Below are 15,410 nucleotides of genomic sequence, written 5' to 3'. Positions count from 1 at the left end.
AATCCCCGCCTTCTTATTATTTTGAGAGCTCTGCGCCGGCCGATGTGGCAACCCGCACGCCACCCTGCCCCGCGAGGATCAAATTACCATTGCCTGCCGCCGTGACCGCCGAGAGTGAAATACGGTCCGGGCGATTGAACACACTGAAGGTCTGGCCATCGTCATGGCTGACCACGACGCTGCCGCCGTTGCCGACCACAACGATGGAGCCGTCCTCCAGCAAGGTCGCACCCGACAGGCCAAACTCCAACGCACCACGTGCCGCGTTCAATTGGACCTGTTCCCAAGTGCTGCCGAAATCGGTGGAGCGGTAGAGGTTGCCGCGCAAACCATACGCCAGCAGGGTCTGCGCCTGTGCGGTGCTGATCACGCCAAACAGTGAACCCTCGTAGGGGCCTTCGAGTTTTTCCCAGGTCTGGCCGTCATCGCTGGAGCGAAACATGCTGCCTTGCTCACCGACGATAAACAGGCCGGCGCCCTTGACCTGGGCGATGGCGTTGAGGTGGTACTGGTCTTCGTTGTCCAGGCGATCGCTGACATCGTTCCAGGTTTTGCCGGCGTCGGTGGTCTCGATCAACGCACCGTAGGCCCCCACGGCCAGGCCGTGGTTGGCGTCGTTGAACCACACATCGAGCAATGGCGCTTCGCGTTTGAGGTCTTGATATTGCTGGGTCCACGTGGCGCCGCCATCGGTACTGGCAAGAATCTGCGCATCATGGCCGACGGCCCAGCCGTGCTGGTCATCGACGAAAAATACCGCCGTGAGCAGTTGCCGGGTGGGCACTTTGGCTTGGGCCCAAGTGGTGCCCTGATCATCGGAATAGAGGATATGCCCACGATCACCGACGGCCACCAGGCGCTTGCCTGCGTGAACCACGTCGATCATCAAGCCTTTGGCGGCCTTGGGGGACTCAATCGCAAAGACTGCGGCGGCGGGGCTATCGCTGGCGGCCAGTACCGGCGTCGACAATACGCTGCCAGCAAGCAGCGAGAGCGCTGTGGCCAGCAGCGCAACCCTGCGTGCGGCGCGTGGGCGGCAAACAACCCAACCCATGACAGGCTCACTCATAGACCTTTCTCCCATTTATTATTGTTAGGTCGTCTTCTCTGCCAGGACCTTGAAACCTGCAATCTAGAGCGCCTGGAGGAAGCAGGAGCCATCCTATCGGGCTTTGGAATCGTCTGACAATCGGCGCTACGTTATCTTTTGTTAACTGGCGGCTTTTGGCCATGTGCTGAATATAGCTGCATCAGCTGAAATGATGGCCCCACGTGATCGTTCCCATGCTCCGCGTGGGAATGCACCCCTGACGCTCTGCGTCCTCACCGCGCAAACAGCGGGGCGCAGAGCGCCCCGGGCGGCATTCCCACGCGGAGCGTGGGAACGATCAGGGAGAATGAATTTTTATTCCATCTATTGAATTTAGTGAATTTTTATTCCATTAATGGCGTTCCTGAAAACAATAATCCAAAGGACCACGGCTATGCGTGAACTCGGAATCGGCTTGATCGGCACAGGCTTCATGGGCCGCGCCCACGCGCTGGCGTTCAATAACGCCAGGGCGGTATTCGAACTGCCGGTACACCTCAAGCTGGCCGCCCTGGCCGATGCCGACACCGAACGCGCTCAGCGTTGTGCCAGCGCCTGGGGGTTTGCCCAGGCTCATGGCGACTGGCAAGCGCTGATCAACGATCCCAAGGTCGACGTCGTGGCCATCACCACCCCTAACCATTTGCATTACCCGATGGCCATGGCCGCGATTGCGGCGGGTAAAGCTGTGTATTGCGAAAAGCCCCTGGCCGTCAGCCTTGAACAAGCCGATGCCATGCGCCGCGCCGCGCATACCGCCGGGGTGGTGACTCGGGTCGGCTACAACTACCAGCACAACCCGATGATCGTGCTGGCGCAGCAGATGATTGCCAAAGGCGAGCTGGGCCAGATCATCAGTTTCCAGGGTGAGTTCAGCGAAGACTTCATGGCCGACCCGGCCTCCCCTTGGTCGTGGCGCTGCGAAGTGGAGCACGCCGGCGGCGCCCTGGCTGATCTGGGCAGCCATTTGCTGTCGATGGCCCGCTATCTGGTGAGCGATGTGACTCATGTCTGTGCCGATACCCAGACCGTGCACAACCAGCGCCCCGCCACCGCCGGCAGCCCGACCTCAAAAACCATTGCCGTGGATGACCAAGTGCACGCCCTGTTGCGTTTCGCCAACGGCGCCCGTGGCACGGTGAGCAGCAGTTGGCTCAAGCACGGCTACAAGAACCATCTGAGCTTTGAGATCAGCGGCACCCAAGGCACCCTGGCGTTTGACCAGGAACGCTTGAATGAACTGCGTCTGTGCCGCATCGGCCAGGACGGTTTCCAGCGTCTGCTGGCAGGCCCTGCCCTGCCCGGTTATGCGGCGTTCAGCCCGGCGGCGGGGCATCAGCTGGGTTACAACGAATTGAAGACGTTGGAAGTGCACGAGTTGATCATGGCGCTGGCCGGCCAAGGGGCGCAGGGCACAGACTTTGAGGCGGCGTGGGAGGTGGAGCGGTTGGCGACGGCGATTCGAGTTGCGGCTCAGGAAGAACGCTGGGTCAGGGTCGGCAAACTTTAACGCAAGCCGGTCCGTCCCGGTCAGCCGGATAAACGCCGCCCTCGCCTCCAGTGTGGGCATGCACTGTCCTTGCCACTCATAAGGACGCTCGCGAGGAAGGCTTGACAGCCTTCCCTCAAGGCTGGAGCAAATCGACGCATTCACACTTCAACCAGTAAACTTTCCCAACTTTAATCAGCCATCCCCCACCTGAAACAAACAAAACCTCATACAGCACCGTACAAACAACTCTCACCTCAAATACGCCTATTACTTACCATCACACATCGAAATAAATACCCTCTGGCCTTATACAAATAAATAAGCCACCTTATTTCACCACAAGAATTCAAGCACTTCTTAAAACCCAACCCAACGCAAACAATCCGAGACATATTCATGTCAGCCATTACAAATTATCATCCCTCGTACGTAAAACCTCAAACTTACCCGCTCTCGGCCGACGCCCCAACAGCCGATCCACTTGCACCTTCGTTATCGGACAAGGTTGCACGAGACCTTACTCGCGACAATTTGAAATTAAAAGATAAAAATGGCGACGGCAAACTAACAGTTTCATATAAATTTTTAGACCAGGGCGCAGGTGAGTTCAGCCAGGCCAGAAAGAAAGCGTTCAAGAGCGCCATCAAGGCTTGGGAAGACGTGGTCAAAGTCAAGTTCACCGAAAACGCCAAGGAGGCTGATGCGTTTTTTGTACTTCATGCCAATCAGGGCGTTGGTGGATATGCCGTCATGCCAAATGACCAAGGAACTGCAAGCATTGGCATCGGCGTCGGCGATAAGAACTCGCCCCTGCACTCTGCCATGATCCATGAGCTTGGTCATAGTTTGGGATTAGACCATCCAACCGGAGATTACCCAGAAAACAACCATACTCATACTGCCATGAGTTACAGTAACAAATGGTGGCTACCCACAGACAATCCTAGGCTTCGTATTTCGGACTATAACTTGACTCCAGCAATGCACGACATCGCAGGCATTCATCGCTTATACGAACCCAATTATGAAACCCGAAAAGATAATACAACCTACGGCTTTAACTCCAACACTAAGCGCGATCATTATACGTTGACCTCCGCCGACGACCTGACCAACTTTTGTGTCTGGGACAACGGCGGCGAAGACACGTTGGACTTTTCCGGCTTCAAGCAGAACCAAAAGATAAACCTGGCCGCCGAGACACTCTCGGATGTGGGCGGCCGCGTGGGCAACGTGTCCATCGCCAAGGGCGTTGTGATGGAGAACGCCATCGGTGGCTCAGGGCATGACGTACTGATCGGCAATCACGTCAATAACAGACTAACCGGCGGAGCCGGTCGCGACACACTGATAGGCGGCGGTGGTGCTGATACCTTTGTTTATAACAAAGCCAGCGACTCCACCCCTGGGAATCCGGACATACTTGAAGACTTTACCAGCGGCGTCGACAAGATCGACCTGTCCAAGGTGCTCAACGACGCCGGCATTGAAAAGCCGGAGCTGGTTAGCGTACTCACCGGTCGCAAAGGCGAGCTGACGCTCAGCTACGATGAAAATGCCAAGATGCACAAACTGGTTCTGAATGTGAGCGGCAAACCTGACTCTGCACTACTGATTCTGAGCAAAGGACCTATAGCGCTGGACGACATCCTGACCCACGCGGATTCAAAGCCCGAGCCTGGGCCCGAGCCAGAACCTGAGCCAGCCCCCAAACCCAGGCCTGAACCAGAACCGAAGCCCAGGCCCAAGCGTGAACCCAAGCCCAAGCCAGAACCAGAGCCCAGGGCCACCCCAGTATCATGCCCCCGACCCGACACGCGCGACACGGTCTATGGTTTCAATGCAAATACCGGACGCCCCAGTACAACCCTCACCTCTGCCTGCGACAAACCTTATTTCAGCGTGGACGACAGAAAAGGCAACGACACCGTGGACTTCTCTGGTTTCTATCAAGACCAACAGATTGATCTGACACCCGGTACTCGCTCCAGTGTAGGTGGGCTACGCGACAATGTGTTTATTACGCAAACAACCGTCATCGAAAACGCCATAGGTGGCAAGGGTAACGACCGTATCAGCGGAAATAGCGCCGATAACATCCTGATCGGTGGTGCAGGCGCGGACCATCTGACCGGCAATGGAGGCTTTAATACCTTCAGCTACCATTTTGCCTGCGATTCTCCACGCAACAACGCGGACACCCTCTTGGACTTCACCACGGGCAAAGACAAGATTGATTTGAGAAAAATGAGCGAAAATGCCCAAGTCAAACTCAACTATGTCAACCAGTACCGCAACCAGCCCGGCGACACGATCATCGTGCACAACCCGTTCACCGGCAGGTACTTCCTGGGCGTTGACCTGACGGGCGATGGCAAGACCGATTTTCTGATCAAGAGTACCCGCCCCATCAGCAACGAAGACGTGATCGGACTGAACATCCAGGATGACGGTTACCTGTAAGGGTGCTCACAGGCTAAACAGCCTCAACGCAACGCCCTGCGTAGCACTTTACCGACGGTGGTCTTGGGCAATTCCGTGGTGCGAAACTCAACATATTTAGGCAGCTTGTACCCCGTCAGGTACTCCCGGCAGTGCGCAAGAATCTGCTCCTGAGTCAGGTGCGGGTCCTTGCGCACGACGATGATCTTGACCTTCTCCCCAGTCACCGCATCTTCCACCCCAATGGCCGCCACTTCGGCAATCCCAGGGTGCATGGCCACCACGTCCTCGATTTCATTGGGGTACACATTGAAACCCGAGACCAGAATCATGTCCTTCTTTCGATCCACCAGGCGGATATACCCACGTGCGTCCATCACGCCGATATCCCCGGTCGACAGCCAGCCCTCGGCGTCCAGCACCTCGGCGGTTTCTTTTGGCCGTTGCCAGTAGCCCTGCATCACTTGCGGGCCGCGAACTTGCAACTCGCCCTGCTCGCCAATGTCCGCCAGTACGCCGTCTTCGCGTACGAAGCGCACCCAGGTCGAGGGCAACGGCACGCCAATGCTGCCGGTGAATTCCATCTCACGCATGCGTGAAATATCAATGGGGCTGATGCTCACCACGGGCGAGCACTCGGTCAGCCCGTAGCCTTCGATGATCGGCAGCCCGGTGACTTCCTTCCAGCGCTTGGCCACCGCGGTGTGGGTGGCCATGCCGCCAGCAATCACCAGGCGCAGGTCGGAAAAGTCCCGTGCACAGAACTCCTTGTTTTCCAGCAAGCCGTTGAACAACGTGTTCACCCCGGCAATGCCATTGAAGCGCTCCTTGCGCAGGATCATCTGCACGCGCTTCACGTCCCGGGGGTTGGCGATGAGGATATTGCGTCCGCCCAGGCACATGAACATCAGGCAGTTCACCGTCAGGGAAAAGATGTGGTACAGCGGCAGCAAGGTCACATTGGTTTCCTGCTTGTGCAGGTTTAACTGGTCACCGACCCAGGCCTTGGCTTGCAGCAGGTTGGCAATGATGTTGCGGTGGCTGAGCATCACGCCCTTGGCATCGCCGGTGGTGCCACCGGTGTATTGCAGGAAGGCCAGTTCATCGCGGTGCAGGCTGACCGGTAAATGGTGCATGGCCCTGCCCTGTTTGAGCACCTGGTTGAAGCGCAGCGCGCCGGGCAGCCTGAAGGCCGGTACCTGCTTCTGCACGCTGCGCAGGATGAAGTTCATTGCCGCGCCCTTGAAGGTGCCCAGCAAGTCGCCAATGGCCGCGACCACCACACGCTTGACGCTGCTGCCGACCATGGCTTTTTCCAGGGTATGCGCGAAATTTTCGAAGATCACCACGGTTTCGGCGCCACTGTCCTTGAGCAGGTGCTTGAGTTCATGGGCGGTGTACAACGGGTTGACATTGACCACCACCGCCCCGGCCAGGATTGTGCCCAGCAGGCAGATCGGGTACTGCAAGCAGTTGGGCATCATCAGGGCCACGCGATCGCCCTTCTTCACGCCCTGGTCCTGCAGCCAGGCGGCAAAGGCAATGCCCTGAGTGCGCCAATCGGCGTAGGTCATTTCGGTGCCGATGCTGACATAGGCCACCCGCTCACGAAATTTTTCCAGGTGCTCCAGGAACACTTCGCGCAGCGACGGGTAGTCCTCGATCCCAGCATCAATGTCCGCTGGCACGCCTGGCAAGTAAGTGTTCAACCAGATGCGTTCGGTGTGTTCCAGGCTGATAGCGTTCATGGCAGTGTCCTTATTGTTGTTTTTGATAGCGCTACTTTTCGACGATGGCGGTGATGCCCAACCCACCTGCCGCACAGATCGAGATCAGACCACGACCGCCACCGCGTTCGTGGATGGCCTTGGCCAGCGCCGCCAATTGCCGGCCACCGGTGGCCGCAAAGGGATGGCCGCAGCCCAGTGAGCCGCCGTTGACGTTCATCTTGGCGCGGTCGATGCTGCCCAGAGGGACATCAAGGCCGAGTCGTTCGCGGCAATATTGCGGGTCTTCCCACGCCTTGAGCGTGCACAGCACCTGGGCGGCAAACGCTTCGTGGATCTCGAAGAAATCGAAGTCGGCAAAACTCAAGCCTTCACGCGCAAGCATGCGCGGCACGGCGTAAGCCGGCGCCATCAGCAGGCCCTCGGTGCCGTCGACAAAACTCACCGCAGCCGTTTCGCCGGTGCGCAAGTAGGCCAACACCGGCCAGCCATTGGCGGCGGCCCATTCTTCACTGGCGAGCAGCACTACCGAGGCGCCATCGGTCAGCGGGGTTGAGTTGCCAGCGGTGAGCGTGCCGTTCTGGCGGTCGAAGGCCGGCGACAAGCCTGCGAGCTTTTCCAGACTGATATCGGCGCGCAGGTTGTTGTCCCGAGCCAAGCCGCGATAGGGGCTGATCAGGTCGTCGAAGAAGCCGCGTTGATAAGCCGCATCCAGGCGCTGGTGGCTGGTGAGGGTCAGTTCGTCCTGGGCCAGGCGTTTGATCTGCCAGCGCTTGGCCATTTCTTCGCAGTGCTCGCCCATGGACAGCCCGGTGCGCGGCTCGCCATTGCGCGGCAGCAGTGGCTTGAACAGCATCGATGGGCGTACTTTCAGCAACGCCTTGAGCTTGTCACCCATGCTTTTGGCGCGATTGGCCGCAAGCAAGGTATGGCGCAAGGATTCGTTGATGCCAATGGGCGCGTCGGACGTGGTGTCGGCGCCACCGGCGATGCCCACTTCAATCTGGCCTAGGGCAATTTTATTCGCCACCAGCAACGCAGCTTCAAGCCCGGTGCCACAGGCTTGTTGCACATCATAGGCAGGGGTTTGCGGGGACAACGTGGTGGACAACAGCGCCTCGCGAGCCAGGTTGAAATCCCGCGAGTGCTTGATCACCGCCCCGGCGGCAAACTCGCCCAGGCGTTGGCCGTGCAGGTTGTAGCGCTCCACCAACCCTTGCAGGGCGGCGACCAACAGGTCCTGGTTACTGTCGTGGGCATACACCGTGTTGGAGCGCGCAAATGGAATACGGTTGCCGCCGATAATCGCCACGCGGCGGGTCGGGGCTGGGGTAAAACTGTAGTCACTCATTGCTGGCTCTCTTTGCAAATGAATAGCCCGCGCATATGGGGCTTGTCCCCGGCGAAATTGCGCACTTCGAACTCGCGCCGTGGGCCGCTCACGGGGTGGCCCCATAGGGCAACCTGGCCGGGCAGGAAGATCGGCAATTTGAAGTCGCAATGGGCCTCGGCCTGGTCCAGCCCGCCGGGTGGCTGTTGCGCTGCCAATGCGCGGCCCAGGGTCCACATGCCATGAGCGATGGCGCGACGAAAGCCGAAGAGTTTGGCACCGATGATTGAGGTGTGAATGGGGTTGAAATCCCCCGAGACCTTGGCAAAGCGTCGCCCCAGGTCGGCGGGCAGCACCCAGCGTTGGGTGCGTAACAGGTCGTGTTCCTGCAACGGCAGCGGGTCGCTCCAGGGTTCACCCACCGGGTTGCTGACATCACGGCGCAAATACAGGCTGTCGCTTTCCCACACCAGGGTTTCCCTGCTGTAGGCGCGGGTGGCGATGCTCAGCGCCTGCCCCTTCGGATGGGCCACCCAGCGCTCGCAATACACCTCCAGGCGCAGCGCCTGGCCCTCGTGCATGCGCTGGTGCTGACGAATGCGATTGGCCAGGTGCACCATGCCACTGGCCGGGTAAGGGAAGCTCGGCCGGGTCAGCAGCATGAGGTGCAGGGGGAACGCCAGCACATGGGGATAGGACAATGGCACGCCCTGTTCGCGACGAAAGCCACACGCCCGTGCGTATGCGGCGATACCGGGCGGCGAAAGTTCCACCGCGCTGCGCACCAGGCGCGCTGTGGGCAATGGCGGCGCACCGTCGGGCTTGGGTTTGCGCAAGGCGCGCAGGCCGTCGAACAACAACTGCGTGCGCGACGGCGGTGGGTCGATAATCTGTGTCACGTAGTCCATCGGTCAGGCTCCCAACAGGCTTTGGCCGCACACCCGCACCACCTGGCCATTAACCCCGCCCGACGCCGGATGGGCCAGCCAGGCAATGGTCTCGGCCACGTCGATGGGTTGCCCGCCCTGGGACAACGAATTCATGCGCCGCCCTGCCTCGCGGATCATCAGCGGGATCTTGGCGGTCATCTGGGTTTCGATAAAGCCGGGCGCCACCGCGTTAACCGTGACCTGCCGGGCTGCCGCACGCGGTGCCAGGCCCTGTACCAGGCCGATCACCCCGGCCTTGGACGTGGCGTAGTTGCTCTGCCCCAGGTTGCCGGCTATGCCGGAAATCGACGACACGCACACAATGCGCCCGCCGGGGTTCAAGCCCTGGCTGTCGAGGAGGGCCTCACTGAGCTGCAACGGTGCTTCGAGATTGACCGCCAGGACACTGCGCCAGGCGACCTCGGTCATTTTGGCGATGGTCTTGTCGCGGGTGATCCCGGCGTTGTGCACCACCACATCAAAAGCGCCATATTGGCTGACATGGGTTTGCAACAGCGCGGCGGTGTCAGCGGCGGTGATATCCAGGGGCAGCGCCGAACCGCCCACGCTGGTCGCCGCCTGCTGCAGGGCTTGCTGCGCCTGGGGCACGTCCACGCACACCACATGGGCACCGTCGCGCGCCAGCACCTGGGCAATCGCCAGGCCTATGCCACGGGAGGCGCCGGTGACCAGGGCACGTTTGCCGGCAAAGGGTTTGTCCCAGTTGATGGCGGCATGGCCATCGACCGGTTTTTCCAGGCGCACCACCTGCCCCGAGACATAGGCGGAACGGCGCGACAGGAAAAACCCCAGGCTACTGTCCAGCGCGTCTTCCGCACCCGGCGCCACGTACAGCAATTGCACGGTGATCGCGCGGCGCAGCTCCTTGGCCAACGAACGCACCAAGCCTTCAAGAGCGCGTTGGGCGATGGCCTGGGGCAAGTCGTGGCAATGTTCGGGCGCGGTGCCGAGCACCACCACCCGGCCATGCTGGCCGAGGCGCTTGGCATTGCTGTGAAAGAACAGGTAGAGCTCGTCCAACTGTTGCAGGTCGGTCACGCCGCTGGCGTCGAACACCGCGCCTTGCACCTTGACCGTGGACGGTGCCTTGAGCGTCGCCGGGGTCGCGGCGACGGTGTCGGTGGCGCTGAAGATGCGCTGCACCGAAGCCAGCAGGCGCCCTGCCCCGGCGATGATCACAGGGTTAGCCAGGCCGGCCTGGCCGCTGCGATGCCGTTGCAGCGCCAAGGGTTGCGGCAAGCCAACGGCCTGGGCCAGGCGCCGGCCCCAGGGGGAATTGACGAACGAAAGGTAGCTGTCACTCATGGTAAGCACTCACTCACAACACATACGTGCCTTGTAAACCCGATCGAATGTGGGAGCTGGCTTGCCTGCGATGCAGACGACTCGGTGTGTCAGTCAAACCGAGGTGATGCCATCGCAGGCAAGCCAGCTCCCACAGGTGGACCGGGTTTTCTCTTAATTGACCGGGACGCTGCGCCGTTTGGCCACCGGCTCGAGTGCCTGCTTACGCTGCTGCAGAGCCTCCAGCAAACCAAAGTCCTGGGGAAAGTCATCCACCTGGATACCGTGGTCGGCGTATTCCACATAGCGCGCCAGCAAGGCGTCTTCGTCGTCGCTGATCAAGTCCAGCGCCCGCGCCTTGACGCGCCAGTCGGTGAAGGCCGTGGCAGAGATCGGCAGCGGGCCGAGCAAATCTTGCTTGATGGCGGGTTTGAGCCGCGCCTCGATCAACTCCACTTGGGGCAACAAACGGAACCCCAGTTCGCCATACGCCAGCTTGTCGATTTCCGGACGCGGGATGTAGGAATTGGCCAGCAACCGGTCGCGGGTCTCGCCAGGGGTCTGCACCACCTGCGCCACCTGCGCCAACAGACGGTCCGATGGTTTGCGCAGCGGGATGCCAAACGGAAAACTCAAGGTGCGCACCACCGCCGCAGCGGGTTTTGAGGGGTAGTTGTCGAGCACTTCGGCCAAGGCTTCATGGGCGCGCAGCAACGCGTCCTGGGCCGCCCAGTGCACCAGCGGCAAGTCCGCCTGGGGCCTGCCGTCATCCTCGAAGCGCTTGAGCACGCAAGACAGGATGTACAGCTGCGACAGGATATCCCCCAGGCGCCCGGTGATACTTTCCTTGCGCTTGAGGGCGCCGCCCAGCACGCCCATGGAAATATCCGAGATCAGCGCCAGCACCACCGACAGCCGATTGGCCTGGCGGTAGTAGGCCGCCAGCGCCGGGTCGGTCTTGGCCGGCGCCGAAATCAGGCGCCCGCCGGTCAGAGCATGCACCGCTGCGCGTACGGCGTTGGCCACGACAAAACTCACATGGCCGAACATCGCGCTGTCGAAGTCTTCCAGAGCCTTGCGCCGGTCGGGGTTGTGCGCCGCTTCCATCTCGCGGAACACGTAGGGATGGCAACGAATCAGGCCCTGGCCAAAGATGATCAGGCAGCGGGTCATGATGTTCGCGCCCTCTACCGTAATGGCGATGGGGCTTTGCTGGTAGGCACGGGCGAGGAAGTTATTGGGGCCCATGCAGATGCCTTTGCCGGCGACGATGTCCATGCCATCGTTGACGATGATGCGCGCACGCTCGGTGACGTGGTACTTGGCGATGGCCGAGATCACCGACGGTTTCTCGCCGGCGTCCAGGGACGCCACCGACACCTTGCGCACCGCATCGCAGGCATACAGATGCCCGGCCATGCGCGCCAATGGCGCCTGCACACCTTCGAACTTGCCGATGGGCAGGCCGAATTGCTTGCGCATCGCCGCATAGGCGGTGGTGCCGCGCACCGCCACTTTGCCCAGGCCGACGTTGGCCGAAGGCAGGGAAATCGCCCGACCTGCCGCCAGGCATTCCATCAACATGCGCCAGCCGTTACCTATTTGTTCGCGACCACCGATCACCCACTCCAAGGGAATGAACACATCCTTGCCGGTGGTTGGGCCGTTCTGGAAGACCGCATTCAACGGCCAATGACGCCGGCCGCTGTTTACGCCCGGATGAGAGGTGGGGATCAACGCACAGGTAATGCCCAGGGAACCTGGCGCGCCAAGCAAGCCCTGCGGGTCTTCGGCGCGGAACGCCAGGCCCAGCACCGTGGCAATCGGGCCGAGGGTGATGTAACGCTTGTCCCAGGTCACTTTGAAACCCAGTACTTCCTCGCCCTCATGCATACCTTTGCAGACAATGCCCAGGTCAGGGATCGCGCCGGCATCGGAGCCGGCATACGGGCTGGTCAAGGCGAAACAGGGGATGTCGTCACCGCGTGCCAGGCGCGGCAGGTAGTAGTTGCGCTGGGCGTCGGTGCCGTAATGCAGCAACAGCTCGGCCGGGCCCAGGGAGTTGGGGACCATCACCGAAATCGCTGCCGCCGAGCAGCGTGTCGACAGCTTCATCACCACTTGGGAATGGGCGTAGTGGGAGAAGCCTTTGCCGCCGTACTGCTTGGGAATGATCATGCCGAGGAACCCGGCATCCTTGGTGTACTGCCAGCCCTCGGGGGACATGTCCTGCCAGACCTGCGTGGTTTCCCAGTCGTTGGCGATGTCGCACAGGGTTTCGACTTCGTTGTCGAGGAAGGCTTGCTCCTCGGGGCTCAGGCTGGCCGGCGCGGCTTGCAGCAGACGCTGCCAGTTGGGTTTGCCGCTGAACAGCTCGGCATCCCACCACACCGTGCCGGACTCGATGGCCGCACGCTCGGTATCGGACATCGCCGGCATGATTGTACGAAACAGGCCCAAGGCCCTGGTGGTCAGCAGCTTGCGGCGCAGGGGTTTGATTGCCAGCACCAAGGCGGGCAGCACCACCAGCAAAGCCGCGACAGTAAGGCCCAGGCCGGCCACCGCGTTGAACAGGTAACCAACCGCCAGCCAGACGATGCCGGCGCTTAGCCACAGGGCGGCGGCGGCTTGTCGGTAAGCCAGGGCAATCGCTGCTGCGATACCCACCAATAACCAGATAAGCATGGGGGAGACCTCTACTTGATTCAGGGTGTGGCAAACGCGTGGGCAGCTCGACATGAGCTGCGGCTGAAAACCACACTACAAACTTCAAAGAGCAAATTCAAATTTTGTTTTGAAATTTTTATTTAATCGTTAAACCAAAAAAAACACGGCTGAATGCCTCAACCGGTCATCACCGACATAGACCACCGCCCTGTAGAAAGACGCAGCTCGGAGGAAGGCTGCAAGATGCGCTTGCCGCCCTCCGCCATCGCCCTCAGGCCCCGTCAGAACGCATAGGTCGCTGACAAACTGACCACATCACCCGAAGACTCGGCCTTGCCATCCAGGCTTGCGCCGCCCAGTCGGTCGATGTTTTTGGTCTTGAGATTGACCTTCTGCACGAACTGATGGGAATAGGCCACATCCAGGCTCAAGCCCTTGACCGCCTTCACATCGTAGCCAGCCCCCAGCGAAAGGAACGTACGATCGCCATCGGGGATGCGTGGATCGCGGGTGGAGTTACGTGTAGGCGTCTGGTCGATAGCCACGCCGGCACGCAAGGTCAGTTCATCGGTCGCACGGTAGTCACCGCCGAGGGAGTACATCCAGGTGTTTTTGTAGTTGTAGGGAATGGAGACAATGCGCATATCGCCGGAGTCGAGGGTCAAGTCCTTGAACGACGACCATTCGGTCCACGTGACGCTGGCACCCAGGGTCAGGCGATCGTTGAACTGATGCACCCAATCCAGGCCCGCAGTGGCAGGAATATCCAGTTGAACCTTGGCATGCGCACCGTTGGGGGCCAATTCCAGGCCAGGATAGGCGGTGTTGACCAACGTACCGGTGCCCCCGAATGGGCTGGGCTGAGTCATGAGGTTGTAGGAAAACTGATCGGCGTACAGGTTGTACTTACCCGTCATCTTGTTTTTGATCTTGGCGTGGTAATTCAGGCCCAGGGTGTCGCGCTCGGTGGGTTTCCACACCACGCCGGCAAACCAGCCAGTGGAAATATTGTCGACCTTGACCCGCATCAGCGCATGGCCCACGTCTGAGGGGAAGTTGATCCCGCCAAGCTCGGAGTCAGACACTGCCGCAGCGGACAACAGGTCGACGTTCTGGCTGACGAAGCCCTTGCTGTGCTGCACGATCATGCCGCCGCCCACGGAGAACTGGTCGTTGACTTTAAACGACAGCGAGCCCGTCAACCCGACGGTTTCGATTTTGGTATCCACGGCAAAGTCGCGCAGTTTGGAGTCTTCATTCCAGGTGGAGCGCATGCCCTGTGGCACCACTTGGCTCAAGCCGAAGGCAAACCGGTCGCCCAAGGGCATCACCATGAAGCCGGTGGGCAGCCAGGCCGTGAAGCCGCCCTGGCCACCGTCGTTGTTATTGACAGCGGTTGCTGCGCCATCGGGAAAACCATTCTCGTCCAACGGCGTACTGGAAATCGGGTTGCCGGCGTAATCCGAGGCACTGCCCTTGTACTTGATCTTGATGCGCGCATAGTCGACCGTGAATTGCGCAACATTGTGTTCGACAAACGCCATGGCGGCCGGGTTGTTATAAGCCGAGCTCGGGTCGTTCTTGAACAACGAGCCGCCGGCAAATGCCCTGCCCCAACCAGGTGCGCCGTAGGTCGGGGTAGAAAAACCGCCAGCCTGTGCAGGCGCGATGAAGGCGGTTACCCCTCCCATCAACGCCAGCCCCAGCAAAACCTGCACGTGTTGTTTCTTATTATTCATGCGGCACTCCTTTTTGTTATCCCTGTGAACCGGCCTCGCCCGTTCGTCTTGCTGCCCGGCACTGCCTGAACTGGCGCCTGGAAAAGGCGCCAGTCTTTCAGCAGGTGATCAACCCAGTGTTCCGACCGGCCATCAAGGCACGATGGTGAAGGTTGGGCTTGGGGTCACGCTCAAGCTCACCACGGTGCAGCTGCCGCTGAGCCCTTGGTTGGCCGCCGTCAGCACCCCACCGCTGTAGCCCACGGTGATGGTCGATGGGCCACAGTTAGAGGCTGGGTACAGGACAGAAGAGGCGATGGTATAGCCGACATTGGCGACCGAACCTGCCGCTGGGCCGGTGGCGGTCAATGTCCATGGCAACCCGGTGATTTTTGGCAATGCGCAAAGGCCGCTACCGCTCACCGTCACCCCGGTGATCTTGGCCACGCCAGTGGCGTCGACGTTGCCGGTAAAGTTGGCAGTGCAGTTAACGGTGGCCTGATAGGACGACGGTGATTTCACCGAAATAGTGCCAGGCGCCGTAAAGTTCGAATTAACCGGCGTGATGCTGTAGGCATTGGCCATGGAAGCAGCCCCCATGCAAACAGCCAAGGCAGAGAGCGACACGAGAGTTTTCAAGCTTTTCATTGTTTTTCCTCACATGTTATGGCGATTCATTTCGCCAGGGGTAATGGCCATGATCGAGAGGT

The 15,410-nt window shown here is 60.2% G+C and carries 10 protein-coding genes; 2 read left to right on the top strand and 8 right to left on the bottom strand.

Annotated elements, in window-relative coordinates:
* Window positions 1-16: 16 nt before the first annotated feature.
* Window positions 17-1,054: a WD40/YVTN/BNR-like repeat-containing protein gene (locus tag TX24_RS05630; protein WP_003190775.1), complete on the bottom strand. Its 1,038-nt coding sequence runs from the start codon at window positions 1,052-1,054 to the stop codon at window positions 17-19.
* A gap of 430 nt (window positions 1,055-1,484) precedes the next feature.
* On the opposite strand from TX24_RS05630, the gene TX24_RS05625 reads away from it, so the two are divergent.
* Together TX24_RS05625 and TX24_RS05620 are read left to right on the top strand one after the other, a co-directional pair.
* Window positions 1,485-2,600: a Gfo/Idh/MocA family protein gene (locus TX24_RS05625; RefSeq protein ID WP_057709866.1), complete on the top strand. Its 1,116-nt coding sequence runs from the start codon at window positions 1,485-1,487 to the stop codon at window positions 2,598-2,600.
* Window positions 2,601-2,978: 378 nt separating this feature from the next.
* Window positions 2,979-5,045, top strand: a complete 2,067-nt coding sequence (locus tag TX24_RS05620; protein ID WP_057709865.1) for a M10 family metallopeptidase C-terminal domain-containing protein — start codon at window positions 2,979-2,981, stop codon at window positions 5,043-5,045.
* Window positions 5,046-5,068: 23 nt separating this feature from the next.
* Here the strand turns inward: TX24_RS05620 and TX24_RS05615 are convergent, their stop codons facing one another.
* The 7 genes from TX24_RS05615 to praB form a co-directional block, all read right to left on the bottom strand.
* On the bottom strand, window positions 5,069-6,772 hold the full coding sequence (locus TX24_RS05615; RefSeq protein ID WP_057709864.1) for an AMP-binding protein: 1,704 nt from the start codon (window positions 6,770-6,772) through the stop codon (window positions 5,069-5,071).
* 31 nt (window positions 6,773-6,803) lie between these two features.
* Window positions 6,804-8,102 (bottom strand): acetyl-CoA C-acetyltransferase, encoded by a 1,299-nt coding sequence (locus tag TX24_RS05610; RefSeq protein WP_057709863.1) that lies wholly within the window; start codon window positions 8,100-8,102, stop codon window positions 6,804-6,806.
* A complete protein-coding gene (locus TX24_RS05605) occupies window positions 8,099-8,989 on the bottom strand; it encodes a MaoC/PaaZ C-terminal domain-containing protein (RefSeq protein ID WP_057709862.1) in 891 nt (296 codons plus the stop codon). Before TX24_RS05605 ends, TX24_RS05610 begins: the two co-directional genes overlap by 4 nt.
* A gap of 3 nt (window positions 8,990-8,992) precedes the next feature.
* Window positions 8,993-10,336, bottom strand: coding sequence for a 3-oxoacyl-ACP reductase (locus TX24_RS05600; RefSeq protein WP_003190767.1), 1,344 nt, complete (start codon window positions 10,334-10,336; stop codon window positions 8,993-8,995).
* Between the two features lie 153 nt (window positions 10,337-10,489).
* Entirely contained in the window at window positions 10,490-13,000 is a 2,511-nt protein-coding gene (locus TX24_RS05595; protein WP_057709861.1) for an acyl-CoA dehydrogenase, read from the bottom strand.
* Between the two features lie 263 nt (window positions 13,001-13,263).
* Window positions 13,264-14,721 carry an outer membrane protein transport protein gene (locus tag TX24_RS05590; protein ID WP_003190765.1) on the bottom strand — a complete coding sequence of 486 codons (1,458 nt, stop codon included), beginning with the start codon at window positions 14,719-14,721 and terminating at the stop codon, window positions 13,264-13,266.
* A 132-nt stretch (window positions 14,722-14,853) separates the two neighbouring features.
* A complete protein-coding gene (gene praB / locus TX24_RS05585) occupies window positions 14,854-15,348 on the bottom strand; it encodes an alkane oxidation protein activator PraB (RefSeq protein WP_003190764.1) in 495 nt (164 codons plus the stop codon).
* Window positions 15,349-15,410 lie beyond the last annotated feature (62 nt).

The sequence above is a fragment of the Pseudomonas lactis genome (assembly GCF_001439845.1).
Lineage (GTDB): Bacteria > Pseudomonadota > Gammaproteobacteria > Pseudomonadales > Pseudomonadaceae > Aquipseudomonas > Aquipseudomonas lactis.
The sequence above is the reverse complement of the archived record's forward strand: the minus strand, read 5'-3'. Positions and strand labels throughout refer to the sequence as shown.

Excerpts from the sequence above, each read along its gene's own strand:
- TX24_RS05630 (WP_003190775.1), bottom strand. The coding sequence starts at position 1,054 with ATGGGTTGGGTTGTTTGCCGCCCACGCGCCGCACGCAGGGTTGCGCTG.
- TX24_RS05625 (WP_057709866.1), top strand. The coding sequence starts at position 1,485 with ATGCGTGAACTCGGAATCGGCTTGATCGGCACAGGCTTCATGGGCCGC.
- TX24_RS05620 (WP_057709865.1), top strand. The coding sequence starts at position 2,979 with ATGTCAGCCATTACAAATTATCATCCCTCGTACGTAAAACCTCAAACT.
- TX24_RS05615 (WP_057709864.1), bottom strand. The coding sequence starts at position 6,772 with ATGAACGCTATCAGCCTGGAACACACCGAACGCATCTGGTTGAACACT.
- TX24_RS05610 (WP_057709863.1), bottom strand. The coding sequence starts at position 8,102 with ATGAGTGACTACAGTTTTACCCCAGCCCCGACCCGCCGCGTGGCGATT.
- TX24_RS05605 (WP_057709862.1), bottom strand. The coding sequence starts at position 8,989 with ATGGACTACGTGACACAGATTATCGACCCACCGCCGTCGCGCACGCAG.
- TX24_RS05600 (WP_003190767.1), bottom strand. The coding sequence starts at position 10,336 with ATGAGTGACAGCTACCTTTCGTTCGTCAATTCCCCCTGGGGCCGGCGC.
- TX24_RS05595 (WP_057709861.1), bottom strand. The coding sequence starts at position 13,000 with ATGCTTATCTGGTTATTGGTGGGTATCGCAGCAGCGATTGCCCTGGCT.
- TX24_RS05590 (WP_003190765.1), bottom strand. The coding sequence starts at position 14,721 with ATGAATAATAAGAAACAACACGTGCAGGTTTTGCTGGGGCTGGCGTTG.
- praB (WP_003190764.1), bottom strand. The coding sequence starts at position 15,348 with ATGAAAAGCTTGAAAACTCTCGTGTCGCTCTCTGCCTTGGCTGTTTGC.